The 17237-nt window shown below is 68.1% G+C and carries 18 protein-coding genes; 12 read left to right on the top strand and 6 right to left on the bottom strand.

Going from position 1 to position 17237, the window contains the following annotated elements; translation table 11 throughout:
• Positions 1-37 precede the first annotated feature (37 nt).
• A complete protein-coding gene (aguA, locus tag HNP46_RS25730) occupies positions 38-1153 on the bottom strand; it encodes an agmatine deiminase (RefSeq protein WP_184594663.1) in 1116 nt (371 codons plus the stop codon).
• 376 nt (positions 1154-1529) lie between these two features.
• Complete coding sequence (locus HNP46_RS25725; RefSeq protein ID WP_184594661.1) at positions 1530-2417, bottom strand: LysR substrate-binding domain-containing protein; 888 nt, start codon at positions 2415-2417, stop codon at positions 1530-1532.
• A gap of 199 nt (positions 2418-2616) precedes the next feature.
• On the opposite strand from HNP46_RS25725, the gene HNP46_RS25720 reads away from it, so the two are divergent.
• The gene (locus HNP46_RS25720) at positions 2617-4002 is read left to right on the top strand and encodes an NAD(P)/FAD-dependent oxidoreductase (protein ID WP_184594659.1); all 1386 of its coding nucleotides are present in this window, start codon (positions 2617-2619) and stop codon (positions 4000-4002) included.
• Positions 4003-4020: 18 nt separating this feature from the next.
• Positions 4021-4365, top strand: a complete 345-nt coding sequence (locus HNP46_RS25715; RefSeq protein ID WP_184594656.1) for a cupin domain-containing protein — start codon at positions 4021-4023, stop codon at positions 4363-4365.
• Here the strand turns inward: HNP46_RS25715 and HNP46_RS25710 are convergent.
• Positions 4355-5839 (bottom strand): PucR family transcriptional regulator, encoded by a 1485-nt coding sequence (locus tag HNP46_RS25710; RefSeq protein ID WP_184594654.1) that lies wholly within the window; start codon positions 5837-5839, stop codon positions 4355-4357. The two genes, HNP46_RS25715 and HNP46_RS25710, sit on opposite strands and share 11 nt — an antisense overlap.
• 228 nt (positions 5840-6067) lie before the next feature.
• Between HNP46_RS25710 and HNP46_RS25705 the strand changes: the two genes are divergently transcribed.
• The 4 genes from HNP46_RS25705 (at position 6068) to ykgO (ending at position 8473) form a co-directional block, all read left to right on the top strand.
• Positions 6068-7114 (top strand): ABC transporter substrate-binding protein, encoded by a 1047-nt coding sequence (locus HNP46_RS25705; RefSeq protein WP_184594651.1) that lies wholly within the window; start codon positions 6068-6070, stop codon positions 7112-7114.
• 344 nt (positions 7115-7458) lie between these two features.
• Positions 7459-7944 (top strand): GFA family protein, encoded by a 486-nt coding sequence (locus HNP46_RS25700; RefSeq protein ID WP_184594649.1) that lies wholly within the window; start codon positions 7459-7461, stop codon positions 7942-7944.
• Between the two features lie 116 nt (positions 7945-8060).
• A complete protein-coding gene (locus tag HNP46_RS25695; protein ID WP_184594647.1) occupies positions 8061-8324 on the top strand; it encodes a type B 50S ribosomal protein L31 in 264 nt (87 codons plus the stop codon).
• Positions 8324-8473, top strand: a complete 150-nt coding sequence (ykgO, locus tag HNP46_RS25690) for a type B 50S ribosomal protein L36 (protein WP_184594645.1) — start codon at positions 8324-8326, stop codon at positions 8471-8473. Before HNP46_RS25695 ends, ykgO begins: the two co-directional genes overlap by 1 nt.
• Before the next feature lie 18 nt (positions 8474-8491).
• On the opposite strand, the gene HNP46_RS25685 is transcribed toward ykgO, so the two are convergent.
• Complete coding sequence (locus tag HNP46_RS25685) at positions 8492-9283, bottom strand: AraC family transcriptional regulator (protein WP_184594643.1); 792 nt, start codon at positions 9281-9283, stop codon at positions 8492-8494.
• A 159-nt stretch (positions 9284-9442) separates the two neighbouring features.
• On the opposite strand from HNP46_RS25685, the gene HNP46_RS25680 reads away from it, so the two are divergent.
• Entirely contained in the window at positions 9443-9652 is a 210-nt protein-coding gene (locus HNP46_RS25680; RefSeq protein WP_184594641.1) for a ParD-like family protein, read from the top strand.
• Entirely contained in the window at positions 9649-10407 is a 759-nt protein-coding gene (map, locus tag HNP46_RS25675) for a type I methionyl aminopeptidase (protein WP_184594639.1), read from the top strand. Before HNP46_RS25680 ends, map begins: the two co-directional genes overlap by 4 nt.
• 15 nt (positions 10408-10422) lie before the next feature.
• Here the strand turns inward: map and HNP46_RS25670 are convergent, their stop codons facing one another.
• A complete protein-coding gene (locus HNP46_RS25670) occupies positions 10423-11256 on the bottom strand; it encodes an oxidoreductase (RefSeq protein WP_184594637.1) in 834 nt (277 codons plus the stop codon).
• 93 nt (positions 11257-11349) lie between these two features.
• Here HNP46_RS25670 and HNP46_RS25665 point away from each other — a divergent pair, with 93 nt between their 5' ends.
• The gene (locus tag HNP46_RS25665; protein WP_184594635.1) at positions 11350-12327 is read left to right on the top strand and encodes an AraC family transcriptional regulator; all 978 of its coding nucleotides are present in this window, start codon (positions 11350-11352) and stop codon (positions 12325-12327) included.
• A gap of 12 nt (positions 12328-12339) precedes the next feature.
• On the opposite strand, the gene HNP46_RS25660 is transcribed toward HNP46_RS25665, so the two are convergent.
• Positions 12340-13248, bottom strand: a complete 909-nt coding sequence (locus HNP46_RS25660) for a LysR substrate-binding domain-containing protein (protein ID WP_184594633.1) — start codon at positions 13246-13248, stop codon at positions 12340-12342.
• Positions 13249-13468: 220 nt separating this feature from the next.
• On the opposite strand from HNP46_RS25660, the gene HNP46_RS25655 reads away from it, so the two are divergent.
• The 3 genes from HNP46_RS25655 (at position 13469) to HNP46_RS25645 (ending at position 17204) form a co-directional block, all read left to right on the top strand.
• Complete coding sequence (locus HNP46_RS25655) at positions 13469-14767, top strand: NAD(P)/FAD-dependent oxidoreductase (protein ID WP_184594631.1); 1299 nt, start codon at positions 13469-13471, stop codon at positions 14765-14767.
• Positions 14768-14832: 65 nt separating this feature from the next.
• Complete coding sequence (locus HNP46_RS25650; RefSeq protein ID WP_184594629.1) at positions 14833-15939, top strand: polyamine ABC transporter substrate-binding protein; 1107 nt, start codon at positions 14833-14835, stop codon at positions 15937-15939.
• The gene (locus tag HNP46_RS25645) at positions 15936-17204 is read left to right on the top strand and encodes an NAD(P)/FAD-dependent oxidoreductase (protein WP_184594627.1); all 1269 of its coding nucleotides are present in this window, start codon (positions 15936-15938) and stop codon (positions 17202-17204) included. Before HNP46_RS25650 ends, HNP46_RS25645 begins: the two co-directional genes overlap by 4 nt.
• Positions 17205-17237 lie beyond the last annotated feature (33 nt).

Raw genomic sequence — 17237 nt, 5'->3', positions numbered from 1 at the left:
TGCACCGGCGGCCCCGCGCCTAAGCCTGCGGGCCCGCTCAGCGAGCGCGCGAGGGCGCAGCGTATTGCGGCATGGTGATGCAGCCGATGTTGCCGCCACCGAGGAGGATTTCCCGCGAGTTGTCGATGCCGATCACCCGCTTGTCCGGGAACAGTTCGGCCAGCACGCCCTGGGCGATGCGGTCGTTGGGATCGTCGAAGAACGGCATGACGATGGCCGAGTTGCCGGTATAGAAATTGATGTAGGACGCGCAGATTTTCGTGCCTTCCTGGCGGTCGAAACTGCCGTCCACCTGGTCCAGCCCTTCGGCTTCGGCGGCGCTCCATTCGAGCACCAGCGGCTGCGGCAGCTTGTGCACCTGCAGCGCATTGCCACGGGCATCGCGGGCGTTGCGCAGGACGTCGTAGGCCTCCTGGTAGATTTCCCACTGCGGGTCGTTGCGATCATCGGTCCACTGCATCACCACCACGCCGGGGCGGACGAAGCAGGCCAGGTCGTCGACGTGGCCGTCGGTCTCGTCGAACTTGCAGCCGCGCGGCAGCCAGATCACGTGCTCGGCGCCCAGGTAATCGCACAGGCGGCGGGTGACTTCCTCCTTGCCCAGGTGGGCATTGCGGTTGCGATTGAGCAGGCACTGCTCGGTGGTCAGCAGGGTGCCCTGGCCGTCGCTGCGGATGCTGCCCATCTCGGCAATGATGGACGCGCGGTAGCGGTCGAAGCCCTCGATCTCCAGAATCTTCTGCGCGATCTGGTCGTCCTTGTCCCAGGGGTAGTACAGGCCGCCGTCGAGGCCGCCATAGGCGTTGAACTGGAAGTCCACGCCACGCATCTCGCCGCTCTCGTCGTTGACCAGGAAGGCTGGCCCGCTGTCGCGGAACCAGGTGTCGTTGCAGGTCATCTCCACCACGCGCACGTTGTCGGGAAGCATGCGCCGGGCGTTGGCGTATTGCGCGGCGGAGGCGCAGACGGTCACCGGTTCGCTGCTGGCAATGGCGCTGACCACCTCGACCCAGACCTTCTGCGCCGGCTTGCCACCGTTGCGCCAGACATCGCTGCGCTCGGGCCAGCCCAGCCAGCAGCGGGCCTTGGGTTCGAATTCGCCGGGCAGGCGGAAGCCATCGGCCTTGGGCATAGTCGAGTGGGTGCGGGACATCGGTGGCTCTCCGTATTCAGGGCGTATTCAGGCGGGAATGAGCGCAAGGTTGCCGCCCCACAGCGGAGGAAACCACTGATGAATTTCGCGGAATAGCTGAATAGGATTCATCGATCAACCCCCGATCAATGAGATTCCATGCAACGTAGGAGCGGACTCCGTCCGCGATCGGCCACGCTTCACGCCGGAGAGCATCGCGGACAGAGTCCGCTCCTACGCAAGGATCGCCAACCTCGCCGCCGCCACATTCCACACCTGGATGTGCCCGACGTTCACCTGTAGGAGCGAGCTTGCTCGCGAACAGATCCTTCCGGCGACTCCTGCATCAAGCCGGTTCGCGAGCAAGCTCGCTCCTACAAAAGCCGCTTCACCCGACTTACAGGTCGTTGAGCTGATCCGTTACCCACTCGATGAACTGCGCCACCGCCGGCTTGTCCAGGCGCAGGCGTTCGCAGACCAGCGCGTACTGCCCCAGAGAGGTGATCTGCGCAGCGAACGGGCGCACCAGGCGGCCGCTGGCCAGGTCCTCGGCGCTGGTGAGGTTGTCGCCGATGGCCACGCCCTGGCCGCGCACCGCCGCTTCCATGGTCAGCCCGGCGTGGCCGAGGTAGACGTGGCGGCTGGGGCGGATGTCGCTGGCGTGGGTGGTCAGCCAGGCGGTCCAGGACTTGCCGTCCTGATCATCGTGCAGCAGGCAGTGACGGGCCAGGTCGCGCGGGTGCTTGAGCGGCGACTGGTTGAACAGGCCGGGGCTGCACACCGGGAAGAACTGCAGGGTCGGCAGCGGCCGCACGAAGTAGGTGCTGGCGTCGGCCGGGCCGGTGCCGTAGGTGATCGCCAGGTCCATCTCGGCGGCCGGCCCCGGCGCCTCCAGCGGCTGCTCGTGCAGGTGCAGGACGATCTCCGGGTAGCGTTCGGCGAAATCTGCCAGCCGCCCCACCAACCACTTCTGCGCCAGCTCCACGGTCACCGCGATGTGCAGCTGCGCCTGGGACCCCGGATCGCGCAGCTCGTCGCAGGCGCTGCCGATCAGCTCGAAGGCCTGCTGCAAGCTGCGCAGCAGACGCCGCGCCTGGGCGGTCGGCTGCACCTGGCGGCCCCGGCGCTCGAACAATGTCGCCCCCAGTTGTTCCTCCAACTGGCGAATCTGGTGGCTCACCGCGCTGTCGGTGACGCACAGCTCAGCGGCAGCGCGGCCGAAATGCGCGTGCCGCGCGGCGGATTCGAAGGTGCGCAGGGCGGTGAGCGAAGGCAGGCGGCGCATGGCAGGGCTCTTGGCTGGAAACGAAGCGGAAGGTGGGCAGCCGGCATGCTGACGGAAGCAATGCGCGCCGTGCAAGACCACCCGGAGCATTCGTATGTTTGTATGAACAACCCCAGCGTAATCCTTAGGAATGCACGATAGGGATGGACTCCATTCCCGGCCACAGTAGCGTCAAACAACAACCCCATGGACCCCCACCATGAAGCGCTCCCTCTGGCTCCAGGAAATCGCCGACGAACTCACCCCCACCGAACCGCTGCGGGAACATCTCGAGGCCGACGTCGCCATCATCGGCGGCGGCTTCGTAGGCCTGTGGACGGCTCTGCGCCTGCTGGAGCTGGATCCCAAGTGCCGCATCGTGATCCTCGAGCGGGACATCTGCGGCGGCGGCGCCTCGGGGCGCAACGGCGGCTTCGTGATGTCCTGGTGGCCGAAGATCAGTTCGCTGGTGGAGCAGTGCGGCCAGGAGGAAGCGTTGCGCCTGGCCCGCGCCTCGGAGGCGAACATCGCCGAGATCGGCCAGTTCTGCGAGGAGCACGGCATCGACGCGCACTTCCGTCGTGGAGGCTGGCTGTGGACCGCCACCACCGCCGCCCAGCGCGGCTCCTGGAAAGGCGTGCAGCGCACCTGTGAAAGCCTGGGCGCCAACGTCTTCCGCAGCCTGCCGGACAACGAGGTGGAACGCCGCGCCGGCTCGCGCCAGCACCTGGAAGGGGTGATCGAGGACAGCAACGCCACCGTGCAGCCCGCCCGCCTCGCCCGTGGTCTGCGCCGGGTCGCCCTGGAGAAGGGCGTGCGCATCTTCGAGAACACCCAGGTGGACGACATCCAGCGCAGCCAGCCGGCTGTGCTGCGCACGCCTTACGGTTCGGTCACCGCGCCGCGCGTGGTGCTCGCCACCAACGCCTGGGCCGCGCAGGTTCCGGAATTGAGCCGCATGGTTTTGCCGGTCACCAGCACCATAGTCGCCACCCGGCCGATGCCCGAGCGCCTGGAGCAGATCGGCTGGACCGGCGGCGAATCCATCACCGACTCACAGCTGATGGTCGACTTCTACCGCACCACGAAGGACGGTCGCATTGCCTTCGGCAAGGGCACCGGGATGATCAACTACGCCAGCCGGATCGACGACAGCTTCGACGACAACCCGCGCCTGACCGAGGAAACCGAGCAGGACTTCCGCCGCACCTACCCCAACCTCGCCGACGAAGCCATCACCCACGCCTGGTGCGGCCCGATCGATCGCACCTACGACAGCATGCCGGTGTTCGGCCACCTCGACGGCGCGCCGCACATCTTCTACGGCATCGGCTGGAGCGGCAACGGCGTCGGTCCGACCCGCCTGGGCGGGCGCATTCTCGCCAGCCTGGTGCTGGGGCGCAATGACGAGTGGAGCCGCTGCGGTCTGGTCGGCCGCCAGCCCAAGCGCTTTCCGCCCGAGCCGGTGCGTTACGTCGGCGGCCTGATGGTGCGCGGCGCCGTGCAGCGCAAGGAGCAGGCCGAAGCGCAGAACCGCAAGCCATCGTGGATCGATCTGCGACTGGCCAAATTCGCCCCCGTGGGCCTGGAAGACAAGAGCGCCTGAGTGCGCAAGGAGACCGCCATGAACCAGCCGATCCACCTGCCCGACACCGCCCGCTTCGCCCTGCCCGCCGCCGTGCCCGCCAAGGAGCCGGTCGGCACCCCCATCGCCGAGGCGGCGACCCATGCCGCCGAGGGTCAGGGTGGGCTGCTCACCGGCGTGTGGGAGTGTTCGCCGGGGCGTTTCCGCCGGCAGATCCTGCAGCGCGAGTTCAGCCACTTCATCAGCGGCCACGGCTTCTTCCTCCCCGATGGCGGCGAGCCGATCGAGCTGCGCGCCGGCGACGCCATCCTTTTCCCGGAAAACTGCCAGGGCACCTGGGACATCCGCGAAACCCTGCGCAAGAGCTTCGTGATCATTCCCTGAGGTCGTTGCCCAACCCGGCGATCTGCGCGGCGCGCAGGGCGATCCAGAGGACGGCGACGTCCTCGGTGGAGTCCAGCGACAGGCCGGTGATCTCCTCGATGCGGCGGATGCGATAGACCAGGGTCTGCCGGTGCACGCTGAGCCGCTCGGCGGTCTTCTGCCACGAGCGGTTCTGTTCCAGGAATACCTGCAGGGTCTGCTGCAGCTGGGCGCTGTGTTCGCCGTCGTAGTCGGCCAGGGCACCCAGCGCACGGCGATGCACCAGTAGCGCCTCTTCCAGGCTGGAAGGCAGCCACAGCAGTTCGCCAGCGGCGCGCGCGTAATGCGCCAGCGGACGGCTCGCCGAGGTGTGCGCCAGGGCCAGGCGCGCCTCGCGCAGGGCCTCGCTGGTGCGCCCCGCATGCCCCAGCGGATCGGACAACCCCAGCGGGCAACCCAGCACCTGCTGCACCGCCGGCGCCGATTCAACATTCGCCAGCAGCAGGATCAACTCCTCGCCCTGGGCTCGTGCCAAGGTCGCCACGCCCTGCAACTGCAGACGCTGGCTCCAGCGCTCGGGCAATTGCGCCAGGCCACGGGCAATGGCGAACACCGCCTTGCCCACCGCATAGCCCATGGCGCTCAACCGCTCGTGGGCAGGCCTTTCGCTGAGGCGCTGCTGCAGCAGGTCGTCGAGCAGCTCGCCACCCTGGCGCAGCACGCGCTCCTGTTCGACCTGCTGGCGCTCCAGCTCGATGCCCAGTACCGCGGTGACATGGTGCAGCAGCCCGTAGTCGAGCAGGCCGCCGCAAGCCAGGACCTTGCACGCCGGGATCGACGGCAGCGCCATGGACAGCGCGTCGCCCTCCTCGGTGGCATGCCGGGTCACCGTGGTCGCCGTGCTGCTGCGCCGGCCCAGGCGTTCGCGCCAGTGGGCCGGCAACGACGCCAGGGCCGGCTGCCAGGGTTCCAGGCTCTGCGCGTCGAACAGGTAGAGCTGCGTGCGCAGGTCTGCCGCCAGCCGCTCCAGGAGAAACTCCAGGCCGTTGTGGCGCAGGCCCATGCGCGCGCTCTCGTAAATGCGCGTGACGGCGCTGCGGCGCTCCAGTTCCTCCTGCTTGCTGGTGTCGATGATCGCCCGCGCCACCGCCGAGAACGGCACCGACTTGTGGATCAGCAGCAAGGGGAAATCCAGGCGCTGGGCGGTGGCCAGCAGGGCGTCGATGTCCCGTGGCGCCTGCATGTTCTCGCCCAGCATCAGCCCGGCGACACGGGCGGCGGCCAGGCGCTCGACGTAATCACGCTGGGGCTCTGCGCCCGCCGGAATGCCCATCCCGGTGGTCATCAGCAGCTCGCCCTCGCCCAGCCACTGCGCCGGGTCGGGCAGCTCGCAGACATGCGCCCAGCGCAGGCGCCGCTGGGCGTGCTGGGCGCCGCTGACCAGACGGGTGACCAGTGCGGGGTCGTCGAGAATGTCCTGGATGGAAATGGGCATGGGCGGGCTCGCGGGCAAAGACGGAAGAACGAGGTGTCGGCGGAGCAAACCACAGCCTCTGCCGACAGCACTACGTACAAAGGTATGAACCATATCCAGGCGATTTGTAAATCCGTCTGATGTCACCGCGCCGCAGCGGCGCCGACACTGGTCCTCGAGCCCAGCCAGATCCCGCGCTCGGCCGCCATGCCGTGGCGGCCTCCTGACGACCCATCGGAGCCCATAACAATGCCAAAGCCTCTGAATACCGCCCTCGCCTTTTCCCTCTGCCTTCCCCTCATTGCCACATCCGGCCTCGCCCTGGCCGACATCACTGTCGCCTCCCAGGGTGGTGCCAACAAGGCCGCGCAGCAGAAGGCCTACTACGAACCCTACAGCGCCCAGACCGGCAGCAAGATCATCGCCGACGAGTTCAACGGCGAGATGGCCAAGGTGAAGATCCAGGTCGACACCGGCAGCGTCACCTGGGACGTGGTCGAGCTGGAGATGCCCGAACTGGCCCGCGCCTGTGACGAAGGTCTGCTGGAGGAGATCGGCAGCGACCCGGCCATCGCCGCGATGACGCCCAAGGTGGTCAAGGGCGCGATCCAGCCCTGCGGCGCCGGCATCTTCGTCTGGTCCACGGTGCTGGCCTACAACGCCGACAAGCTGAAGGTCGCGCCCACCGGCTGGGCCGACTTCTGGGACGTGAAGAAGTACCCGGGCAAGCGCGGCCTGCGCAAGAGCCCGATGTACACCCTGGAGTACGCGCTGATGGCCGACGGCGTGCCATACAAGGACATCTATACCCTGCTCGCCACCCAGGAAGGCCAGGACCGCGCGTTCCGCAAGCTCGACGAGATCAAGCCGTACATCCAGTGGTGGGAGGCCGGCGCGCAGCCGCCGCAGTACCTGATGTCCGGTGACGTGGTGATGAGCGCGGTGTACAACGGCCGCATTGCCGCCGTGCAGAACGAGAGCAACCTGAAGGTGGTGTGGGACGGTGGCATCTACGACATCGAGACCTACGCCATTCCCAAGGGCGCGAAGAACGCCGCCGAAGGCCGCAAGTTCATCGAGTTCGCCCTGCAGACCCAGCAGCAGAAGGCCTATTCCGACCACATCGCCTACGGCCCGGTGAACCTCGCCGCCGCCGCCGAGATCGCCCCGGCCCAGGCCCGCGACCTGCCCAGCGCGCCGGAAAACCTGAGCAAGCAGCTGGCGATGGACGCCAGCTTCTGGGCCGACCACGGCGAGCAACTGCAGCAGCGCTTCAACGCCTGGGCGGCGCGCTGAGGCCTGTCACTGGTCTTTACCCCCACCCGCACCCTCTCCCGCACGCGGGAGAGGGTGCCGTTCGGTGCAGGATAAAAACTCATCGTCAGCCGGCACGATCTGCCCCCTCTCCCTGAGGGAGAGGGCTGGGGTGAGGGTAAGAACTTGCACGGTATTCCCGACAGCGCCCGAAACATCGCTGACTGAAAAACACCGCCGCTCCGGTAGAAGCGGCGGCGCCTTTCCCAAGCAAACTGTATTGCTCCACCGGCAGACCTCTCTCCCTTCAGTGACGAACGTCAGCGCAGCTGAATCCCCGGCGTGCGCTACGGTCAACTGCCAGACAACCGTCCGGGAGAACCCCCATGCTGCTCGAAGGTTCCTGCCACTGCGGCGCCGTGCACTTCAGCCTGCACAGCGCCCATCCCTACCCCTACCAGCGCTGCTACTGCTCGATCTGCCGCAAGACCCAGGGCGGCGGTGGCTACGCCATCAACCTCGGCGGCGATGCCGCCAGCCTCAAGGTGCGCGGGCGCAAGCACATCAGCATCTACCACGCCAAGCTGCGCGAGGCCGGGCAGCGCACCCGCACCAGCGGCGCCGAGCGGCATTTCTGCAGCCTCTGCGGCAGCGGCCTGTGGCTGTACGACGCGCAATGGCCGGAGCTGGTCCACCCCTTCGCCTCGGCCATCGACACGCCGTTGCCGGTGCCGCCGGAGCACACCCACCTGCTGCTGGATTCGAAGGCGGAATGGGTCGAGGTGCAGGCCGGCCCGCACGATCTGCAGTTCGACGGCTACCCGCAGGAGTCCATCGCGCAGTGGCACCAGCGACTGGGGCTGGAGCGCTGACCAGCCGGCCTCGGGGAGAGCGACACGCCGACCATTGATCGGCACTGTTGCGAATGAATCTCGTCTTTCTGCGAAAGACAATGTAATATTATTACATCACAGAAAGGAGATTCCCCATGAAACCCGGTATCCATCCCGACTACCGCCTGGTGCTCTTCCACGACACCACCGCCGATGCGTTCTTCCTGATCCGCTCCACCGTGGACACGGACAAGACCTACACCCACAGCGATGGCCAGACCTACCCCTACATGACCCTGGACGTCTCCAGCGCCTCGCACCCGGTCTACACCGGCGAGCAGCGCAAGACCAAGTCCGAGGGCCGCGTGGCCGGCTTCAACAAGCGCTTCGCCGGGTTTGCCGGCAACAAGGGCGCCTGATGAAAGTCCTCGCCTCGCTGAAGACCGCCAAGCTGCGCCACCGCGATTGCCAGGTGGTGCGGCGCCGTGGCCGGGTCTACGTGATCTGCAAGTCCAACCCGCGCTTCAAATGTGTCCAGGGCCGGCCGAAGCCGAAGGTCAGGCGCTGAGGCCGGCGGCTGGCAGGGCTAGGCCGCGCCCTCCTCGGCGACGTTCAGCGCGCGCAGGTAGGCGCTCGGCGCGCTGCCCAGGCAACGGCGGAACATGCTGGAAAACGCGCTGGGGCTGTCATAGCCCAGCTCCAGCGCCACCCGCGTCACCGGCGTGCCGGCGGCCAGGCGGGTGACCGCGGCGAGCAGGCAGGCCTGCTGGCGCCAGGCGCCGAAGGATAGCCCGGTCTGCTGACGGAACAGCCGGCGGAAGGTCCGCGCGCTGCAACTCAGCAGCGCCGCCCAGTCGTCTTCCAGCACGCCGATGCCCGGCTCGCGCATGAACTCGCGGCACAACTCGGCCAGCCGTGCATCCCGCGGGAACGGCGCGAACAGCGGCAGGCTCGGCGCACTGCGCAGCTCGAGGAGCAGCAGGCGCACCAGGTCGCCGTCGCGGCCCTGCTCGTCATACAGCGCCGGCACCGCCGCGCTGGCCAGCAGCAACTGGTGCAGCAGCGGCGACACCACCACCGCCTCGCACAGCGCACTATCGCGCACCGGCACATCCGGCTCGATGTACAGGCTGCGCGTGCTCACCCCGCGCATCAGCACGCGATGGCGCTTGCCCGGTGGAATCCACACGCCGCTGTAGGGCGGAATCACCCAGGCGCCGTCCTCGGTTTCGACTTCCATCAGCCCGCTCATGCCGTAGAGGAACTGCGCCCGCCGGTGAGCATGGGCGCTCAGCAGCTTGCCCAGCGGATAGTCGCTGGCAATGGCCAGCACCGGCCTGGGCGTGGCGTCGACGCTGTGCAGGGGGATGTTGAGCATGGCGGGGTTCCGGCCGATTCAGAGTGATTGGCACAAAACTCTTGAGTTCCGGCCAGGGGTCGATCATACCCCAGTGCATCGGCGGCGGGTTTTGCATCGCCGAGTCGCTTTGCTTATGATCCATATACGTTTTGTAATGGTTCATATAGGAAACTCACCATGGGCATCATCAACCTCGATGACGAACTGCACGACCAGCTGCGCCGCGCCAGCTCGGTCAGCTGCCGCTCGGTCAACGCCCAGGCGGCGTTCTGGATCAGGATCGGCATGGCCTGCGAGCTGAATCCGACCCTGAGCTTCAACCAGATAGTCGCCCGCGAACTGCAGGAAGCCGGGGTCAGCTATCCCCTGGCCGGAGCGGCGAAGTGATCAAGACCCCGGCCGAGCTGGCCCTGATGGCGGAATCCGGGCGCCTGCTGGCGAAGGTCTTCGGCTTCGTCGACCAGTTGCCGCTGCAAGGCATGAGCACCCTGGCAGTGAACGATGCGGTGGAGCGCTACATAGTCGACGAACTTGCCTCGCGCCCCGCCAGCAAGGGCCAGTACGGCTTCGCCTACGTGCTCAATTCCTCGCGCAACCAGGTGGTCTGCCACGGCGTGCCGTCGCCGACCGAGCGCCTGGAAGACGGCGACATCGTCAACTTCGACATCACCCTGGAGAAGAACGGCTTCATCGCCGATTCGAGCAAGACCTACCTGATCGGCAACGTCGCCCCGGCGGCGAAACGCCTGGTGGAGATCACCTATGAAGCGATGTGGAAAGGCATCCGCGCAGTGAAGCCCGGCGCGCGCCTGGGCGATGTCGGCCACGCCATCGAGCGGCACGCCCGCCAGCACGGCTACAGCGTGGTCGAGGACTACTGCGGCCACGGCATCGGCCGCGAGATGCACGAAGAGCCGCAGGTGCTGCACTTCGGCCGCCCGCGGACCGGCCAGGTGCTACGCGAGGGCATGGTGTTCACCATCGAGCCGATGCTCAACCAGGGCCATTCGGGGGTGAAGACCCTGAAGGACGAATGGACCGTGGTCACCCTCGACGGCCAGCTCTCGGCGCAGTTCGAGCACACCGTCGCCGTTACCGCCAAGGGCTTCGAGGTCCTCACCCTGCGCCCCGAAGAGCGCTGATCCAGCCGCGCGGATTCAGCCGTCGGTGGAGAGGCTCAGGGCTTCCCAGCGGGTGATCTCCTCTTCCAGCGCGGCGAGCTTCTGCCGCACCAGGCCCACCGCATCGCTGCCCAGCAGCAGGTGGCTGGGCGTCCGCTCGGCGTCGATGGCCACCAACATCGCCTGGGCGGCTTTCTGCGGGTCGCCCAGCTGCTTGCCGCTCTTCTCCTGGCGCGCCTGGCGCACCGGGTCGAACAGCGCGTCGTAGTCGGCGATGCAGCGCGCGCTGCGCACCATGGAGCGCCCCGCCCAGTCGGTGCGGAATGACCCCGGCGCCACCGCCGTCACGGCGATGCCCAGGCCGGCCACCTCCTTGCCCAGGGTTTCGGAAATCCCCTCCAGGGCGAACTTGCTGCCGCAGTAGTAGGCGATGCCGGGCATGGTGATGTAGCCGCCCATGGAAGTGATGTTGAGGATGTGCCCGCGGCGCCGCTGGCGCATGAACGGCAGCACTGCGCGGATCATCGCCACCGCGCCGAACACGTTGACCTCGAACTGCCGGCGCATCTCCTCCAGCGGCGACTCTTCGAGGATGCCTTCGTGGCCGTAGCCGGCGCTGTTGACCAGCACGTCGATGGCGCCGATGTCCGCTTCGATGGCCGCCACCAGCGGGTCGATGGCCGCCAGGTCGGTGACGTCGAGCAGGCGCGCAAAGATGCGCCCCGGCGCCAATTGCTCCAGCTCGGCGCGGGCCTGTTCGCTGCGCACGGTGCCGACCACCCGGTGGCCGGCGGCCAGCGCCTGCTCGGCCAGGGCGCGACCGAAGCCGCTGCTGGCACCGGTGATCAGAAGGGTCTTGCCTGAGGACATGTCGATGACTCCATTGCGTCGGGAATGGGTGCACAATACTCATCGCAAGCGCGCCTTCAGAGACCTGATCCGCTGACTTTATTGCCTGATTCTATGAACACGACCCAGCAACCTGCCGAAAGCCCCACGCCACGTACGCCCGAGCAGGAGCGCCTGATCGCCCTGCTCGCCGCCCAGGCACCGCAGGAGGGCTACAACCTCACCGCCCTGCCCGGCGTACGCCTGCTGCGCTCGAACCGGCCGCTGACGCGCACCCCGGTGCTCTACGATCCGGGCATCGTGATCGTCTGCCAGGGCCGCAAGCGCGGCTACTTCGGCGAGCAGGTCTACGTCTACGACGAGCAGCAGTACCTGGCGGTGGCCGTGCCGGTGCCCTTCACCATGGAAACCGACGCCACGCCCGAGCAGCCGCTGCTGGCGATCTACCTGCACCTGGACTTTCAACTGGCCGCCGAGCTGATGCTGCAGCTCGACCAGCTGCGCAGCCCTGCTTCCGCTCCCGAGGAAGCGGCGCAGAGCCTGATGTCCAGTCCGCTGGACGCGCCGGTGACGCAAGCCGTGCTGCGCCTGCTCGAAGCGCTGGGCGATCCGCTGGAGTCGGCGATCCTCGCGCCGGGCCTGCTGCGCGAGCTGTACTTCCGCGTGCTCACCGGCGCCCAGGGCAGCGCCATGCGCGCGGCGCTGGCCATGCGCGGGCGCTTCGGCAATATCGCCCGCGCGCTGCGCCACATCCACAGCGCCTACGCGCAAGCGCTGGACCTGCCGCAGCTGGCCGCCATCGCCGGGATGAGCGCGCCGTCCTTCCACAGCCACTTCAAGGCCATCACCCAGACCTCGCCCATGCAGTACGTGAAGTGCATCCGCCTGCACCAGGCGCGCCTGCTGATCGCCCGCCAGGGCATGAGCGCCCAGGCCGCCAGCCTGGCGGTGGGCTACGCCAGCGCCTCGCAGTTCAACCGCGAGTTCAAGCGCCTATTCGGCCGCTCGCCGCTGGCCGAGGCGCGGCGCATGCGCGAGCACTTCGCGGTGCCGCCAGCGCAGGAGGCAGCGCAGTTCGTCTCCTCCCACTGAGCCTGTGCAGGCTCAGAAATCGAGGCTGTTGCGCTGCAGCTCGAACCAGTCCAGCACCGCCTGGCAGGCCGGGTGCGCGGCGCCGCTGTCGCGCAGCCAGAGGGCGTAGCGGCCGCCGGTCTTCAGCGCTTCGCCGAAGGGCACGATGAGGTCGCCGCGCTGCAGGGCGTCGTGGGCCAGCATGCGGTCGGTCATGGCCACGCCCATGCCTCGGGTGGCGGCGTCGAGCGCCAGGTCGTCGAGATTGAAGAGGATGTGCTTGAACTGCGTCGGCGGCGGGTCGCCCTGGGCACGCAGCCATTGCGGCCACTCCAGGCGGCCGGTGGATGAGTGGATCAGCGCATGGCGGGCCAACTCGTCCAGCGAGCGCGGCGGCTCCTGGCCATCGTTCAGGCGCGGGGCGCACACCGGGATCAGGTATTCGTCGTACAGCGCTGTCAGTGCACGGTCCTGCGGGTCGCTACCGCTGGGCAGGTAGAGCACGTAGGCATCGCAGTCGCCGCCATCGTCCACCACCTCGCCGCCCACCGTCTCGATGGACAGGCACAGCTCCGGGTGCTCGGTGTAGAACGAGCTCAGCCGGGGCAGCAGCCAGCGTACCGCCAACGAGACGAAGATGCGGATACGGAACGGCCGCTCCGCCGAAGCCGGGGCCAGGCGTTCCTCCAGGCGCAACAGTTGCTGCAGCATGCCTTCGGCCACCCCATAGACCTCGCGGCCGGCATCGGTCAGCGCCACCTTGCGGCTGGTACGGTCGAACAGCGGCACCCGGTAGTACTCCTCCAGTTGCTGTACCTGGCGGCTGATGGCGCTCTGGGTCAGGTGCAACTGGCGCGCGGCAGCGGTGAAGCTGCCGGCCTCGGCCACCTGGACCAGGGCCTGCAAGGCCTGCAGGGAGGGAACGCGAAGCAGTGTGTCCATGCGGGTCTCCGGGCGCTGGGCGATACAGCCAACTACGCACTGATCGATGCAGCGACCCATGCGCCATCTGTGCGGCCATCTATGCGAGATGGGAATGGAAGGATGAAAAATGAGCGTTGGCTGATCGCGCTCAACTCCCCGTAGATTCTGGCCATGACGCGCCAACGGGGAAATCCCCCTGGATACATCCGGCGCATGGATTCTGAAGGAGTGCCGGGCAATGAACAATCACTGTGGCTGGATCGCCCTGGCGGGCGAGTTGCCCGCACGGCCGACACTGAGCGATACCCGGAAGGCCGACTGGCTGATCATCGGCGGCGGCATCACCGGGCTGTCCGCCGCCCACACGCTGGCGGCGCGTTTCCCCGAGCAGCGCGTGGTGCTGCTGGAGCGCCAGCGCATCGCCCAGGGCGCCTCGGCACGCAACTCCGGCTTCGTCGTCGCCCATGAGCTGCCGGCGCCTGCCGAACGTCTCGGCCAGCCCGGCCATGCCGCCTACCAGGTGGCTTCGCGCATCGGCGTTGCGGCAGCGCAGGAAGTCCGCCAGCGCATCGCCGAACTGGACATCGACTGCGAGCTGTACGAAAACGGCTACCACTTCGCCGCGCACCGCGCCGAGCACCTGGGCGACGTCGACGGCATCCTCGCCACCCTGGCAGCGGTTGGCGCCAGCACGCGCTATTACGAAGGCTCGGCGCTGCAGCAGCGCCTGGGCAGCGAGTTCTATGCGCGGGCCATTCATTGCGCGGGCGGCAACGCCCTGCTGCAACCGGCTCGCTACGTGAAGGGCCTGGCCGAACGCCTGCCAGAGTCGGTGGACGTGTTCGAAAACAGCGGCGTGACCGACCTGCGCCGCAGCAGCCAGGGCTGGGTCGCGCGCACCGCGCAAGGCGAGGTGCACGCGCCGCAGTTACTGGTCTGCCTGGGCGCCTTCATCGCCCGCGCCGGCCTGCGCGACAGCGGCGCCTTCCCGCTGGAACTCAGTGCCAGCATCACCCGCCCGCTGGACGAGCCGCGCTGGCAGAGCCTGTTCGGCGAGCGCCAGTGGGGTGTGCTCGCTCCCCTGCCCGGCGGCGGCACCGTGCGCCTGCTGCCGGGGCGCCGGCTGCTGATCCGCAACACCGTCGAATACCGCCACCGCGACCTCGACAACGCCGCCCTGGCCGAGCGCCGGCAGCGCCATCTCGCCGGCCTGCAGAAGCGCTTCCCCGGCCTGGTCGAGGCCGACATCGCCTACAGCTGGACCGGTCACCTCAGCGGCACGCGCTCCGGCGAGCCGTACTTCGCCCGCGTCGACCAGGGCCTGCACGCCGTGGCCGGCTGCAACGGTTCGGGCGTGGCGCGCGGCACCCTGTGGGGTCGCCTGCTGGTGGAAATGGCCACGGGCGGCAGTTCGCCGCTGCTGGCCGATGTGCTGGCCCAGGCCAGCCCCGGCTACCTGCCGCCCAGCCCGTTCTTCGATATCGGCGCCTCGCTGCGCATGGCCTGGGAAGTGCGCCGCGCGCGCGCCGAGGCCTGACAAACCGTTTACCCACGCAAACGATCCATCACGACCATCTCCAAAAAAAAGAATACGAGGGCAGCATGATCAATCGTTCCAAGACCCTGGCCAGCGCCACCCTGGCCGGCCTCGCACTGGCGGCCGGCACTGGCGCCGTCCACGCGGCGCAGACCGTCACCATCGCCAACTGGAGCAGCTACATCGCCGACGACACCCTGGCGAACTTCACCCGGCAGACCGGTATCCAGACCACCTACGACCTGGTGGACAGCAACGAGACCACCGAGGCCAAGCTGATGACCGGCGCCAGCGGCTATGACCTGGCCAGCCCGTCCAACCACTTCCTGCCGCGGCTGATCAAGGCCGGCGCCATCCAGGAGCTGGACAAGAGCAAGCTGCCGCACTGGAACAACCTCGACCCGAAGCTGATGAAGATCCTCGAAACCAGCGATCCGGGTAACCGCTACGCCATCCCCTACCTGTGGGTGACCGTGGGCATCGGCTACAACGAGGACAAGATCAAGGCCATCTTCGGCAACACCGACGTGACCCGCAGCTGGCAGTTGCTGTTCGATCCAAAGAACGCCGAGAAGCTCGCCCAGTGCGGCATCGCCGTGATCGACAACGCCACCCAGATGGTGCCCATCACCCTCAAGGTGCTCGGCCGCGACCCGGCCAGCCAGAACCCGGACGACTTCAAGGCCGCCGAGGCGGCGCTGCAGGCGGTCCGCCCATCGATCCGCTATTTCCACCAGTCCAAGTACGTCAGCGACCTGGCCAACGGCAACATCTGCGTCGCCATCGGCTTCAGCGGCGACGTCCTGCAGGCGATGACCACCGCCCAGCAGGCCGGTAACGGCGTGAAGATCAACTACAGCCTGCCGCGCGAAGGCAGCACCATCGCCGTGGACACCGTGGTCATTCCCAAGGGCGCGCCACACCTGGACAACGCCTACGCCTACATGGACTACCTGCTGCAGCCCGAAGTGATCGCCAACATCACCAATGCCGTGCAGTACCCCAACGGCAACGCCGCCGCGAGCCAGTACGTGAAGCCCGAGCTGCGCAGCAACCCGGCCGTCTACCCGCCGCAGGAAGTGCTCGACACCCTGTTCCCGATCAAGACCCTGTCGCCCTCCGGCATGCGCATGAGCACCCGCCTGTGGACCCGCGTGATGAGCGGCAAATGACCCACGCCCCCGACACGCGCCGCCACGCCCTGGTGGTCGGCGCCGGCGTGGTCGGCCTGGCCAGCGCGCTGCAGTTGCAGCGCGCCGGCCTGCGCGTGACCCTGCTGGACCGCAACCCGCCGGGCCTGGCGACGTCCTTCGGCAACGCCTGCACCTTCGCCACCTACTCGGTGGAGCCGGTGGCCACCCCCGGCATCTGGCGCAAGGCGCCGGGCATGCTGCTGCGCCCGGACAGCCCGCTGGCGATCCGCCCGGCCTACCTGCCGCGCATCACGCCCTGGCTGCTGCAGTTCCTCGCCGCCTCGCGGCGGGATCGCGTCGAAGCCATCGGCCACCACCTCAACACCCTGCTGCGCCCGTGCATGGACGCCTGGCAGAAGCTGTTCGACGACGCCGGCGCCAACGACCTGATCCGCCACGACGGCGCGCTGTACATCTTCGAAAGCCACGAGCGCGGCGACGCCGAGGCCATGGTGGATTACCACCGGCGCTTCGAGGTGCCGATCCGCCTCGTCGAAGGCGCCGAGCTGCGCGAACTGGAACCGGCGCTCAATACCCGCGCCAGCTGCGCCGTGGAGCTGCCCGGCGTGAGCCGCACGCTCGACCCTTACGCGCTGAGCCTGCGCCTGTTCGAGCGCTTCCTCGCCATGGGCGGCGAGTTCCGTCGCGGCGAGCTGCTCGGCATCGAGCCGGCCGGCGCCGGCCGCGATGCAGTGCTCGCGCAACTGGCCAGCGGCGAACGCCTGGCTGCCGACCGCGTGGCACTGTGCACCGGCGCCTGGTCGCGGACCCTGGTGGACCAGCTGGGAGACGCCGTGCCGCAGGACACCGAGCGCGGCTACCACGTGCTCTTCGGCCATGCCGGGCAGGTGCTCAACCGCCCGGTCTGCTGGGGCGCCGGCGGCTTCTACATGACGCCCATGGCCCAGGGCCTGCGCATTGCCGGTACGGTGGAATTCGCCGGGCTGGAAGCGCTGCCGAGCCCGGCGCGCTACCGCTACCTGACCCGTGGCGCGCGGCGCTTCCTGCGCCTGCAGCACGAACCGGTGTCGCAGTGGATGGGCTTCCGTTCCTCGGTGCCCGACAGCATGCCGGTGCTCGGGCCGTCGCGGCGGCTGCCGCAGGTCTTCTACAACTTCGGCCACGGCCACATCGGCCTGACGCTTGGCGCCATCACCGGCCAGTTGCTCGCCGAGCAGGCCAGCGACCGGGTCACCAGCGTGCCAGTCACGCCCTTCCTCGCCAGTCGTTTCAGCGCGCGCTGAAACGCCGGCCTTCACCCAGCGCAAAGGAGAACA

It is taken from the genome of Pseudomonas nitroreducens (assembly GCF_014204515.1).
Taxonomy (GTDB): domain Bacteria; phylum Pseudomonadota; class Gammaproteobacteria; order Pseudomonadales; family Pseudomonadaceae; genus Pseudomonas; species Pseudomonas nitritireducens_A.
The sequence above is the reverse complement of the archived record's forward strand: the minus strand, read 5'-3'. Positions and strand labels throughout refer to the sequence as shown.

Coding starts and splice junctions, on each gene's coding strand:
- HNP46_RS25645 (WP_184594627.1), top strand. CDS start 15,936: ATGACCCACGCCCCCGACACGCGCCGCCACGCCCTGGTGGTCGGCGCC.
- HNP46_RS25665 (WP_184594635.1), top strand. CDS start 11,350: ATGAACACGACCCAGCAACCTGCCGAAAGCCCCACGCCACGTACGCCC.
- HNP46_RS25705 (WP_184594651.1), top strand. CDS start 6,068: ATGCCAAAGCCTCTGAATACCGCCCTCGCCTTTTCCCTCTGCCTTCCC.
- HNP46_RS25670 (WP_184594637.1), bottom strand. CDS start 11,256: ATGTCCTCAGGCAAGACCCTTCTGATCACCGGTGCCAGCAGCGGCTTC.
- ykgO (WP_184594645.1), top strand. CDS start 8,324: ATGAAAGTCCTCGCCTCGCTGAAGACCGCCAAGCTGCGCCACCGCGAT.
- HNP46_RS25725 (WP_184594661.1), bottom strand. CDS start 2,417: ATGCGCCGCCTGCCTTCGCTCACCGCCCTGCGCACCTTCGAATCCGCC.
- HNP46_RS25700 (WP_184594649.1), top strand. CDS start 7,459: ATGCTGCTCGAAGGTTCCTGCCACTGCGGCGCCGTGCACTTCAGCCTG.
- HNP46_RS25680 (WP_184594641.1), top strand. CDS start 9,443: ATGGGCATCATCAACCTCGATGACGAACTGCACGACCAGCTGCGCCGC.
- HNP46_RS25720 (WP_184594659.1), top strand. CDS start 2,617: ATGAAGCGCTCCCTCTGGCTCCAGGAAATCGCCGACGAACTCACCCCC.
- HNP46_RS25685 (WP_184594643.1), bottom strand. CDS start 9,283: ATGCTCAACATCCCCCTGCACAGCGTCGACGCCACGCCCAGGCCGGTG.
- HNP46_RS25650 (WP_184594629.1), top strand. CDS start 14,833: ATGATCAATCGTTCCAAGACCCTGGCCAGCGCCACCCTGGCCGGCCTC.
- HNP46_RS25715 (WP_184594656.1), top strand. CDS start 4,021: ATGAACCAGCCGATCCACCTGCCCGACACCGCCCGCTTCGCCCTGCCC.
- HNP46_RS25695 (WP_184594647.1), top strand. CDS start 8,061: ATGAAACCCGGTATCCATCCCGACTACCGCCTGGTGCTCTTCCACGAC.
- HNP46_RS25660 (WP_184594633.1), bottom strand. CDS start 13,248: ATGGACACACTGCTTCGCGTTCCCTCCCTGCAGGCCTTGCAGGCCCTG.
- HNP46_RS25710 (WP_184594654.1), bottom strand. CDS start 5,839: ATGCCCATTTCCATCCAGGACATTCTCGACGACCCCGCACTGGTCACC.
- aguA (WP_184594663.1), bottom strand. CDS start 1,153: ATGTCCCGCACCCACTCGACTATGCCCAAGGCCGATGGCTTCCGCCTG.
- HNP46_RS25655 (WP_184594631.1), top strand. CDS start 13,469: ATGAACAATCACTGTGGCTGGATCGCCCTGGCGGGCGAGTTGCCCGCA.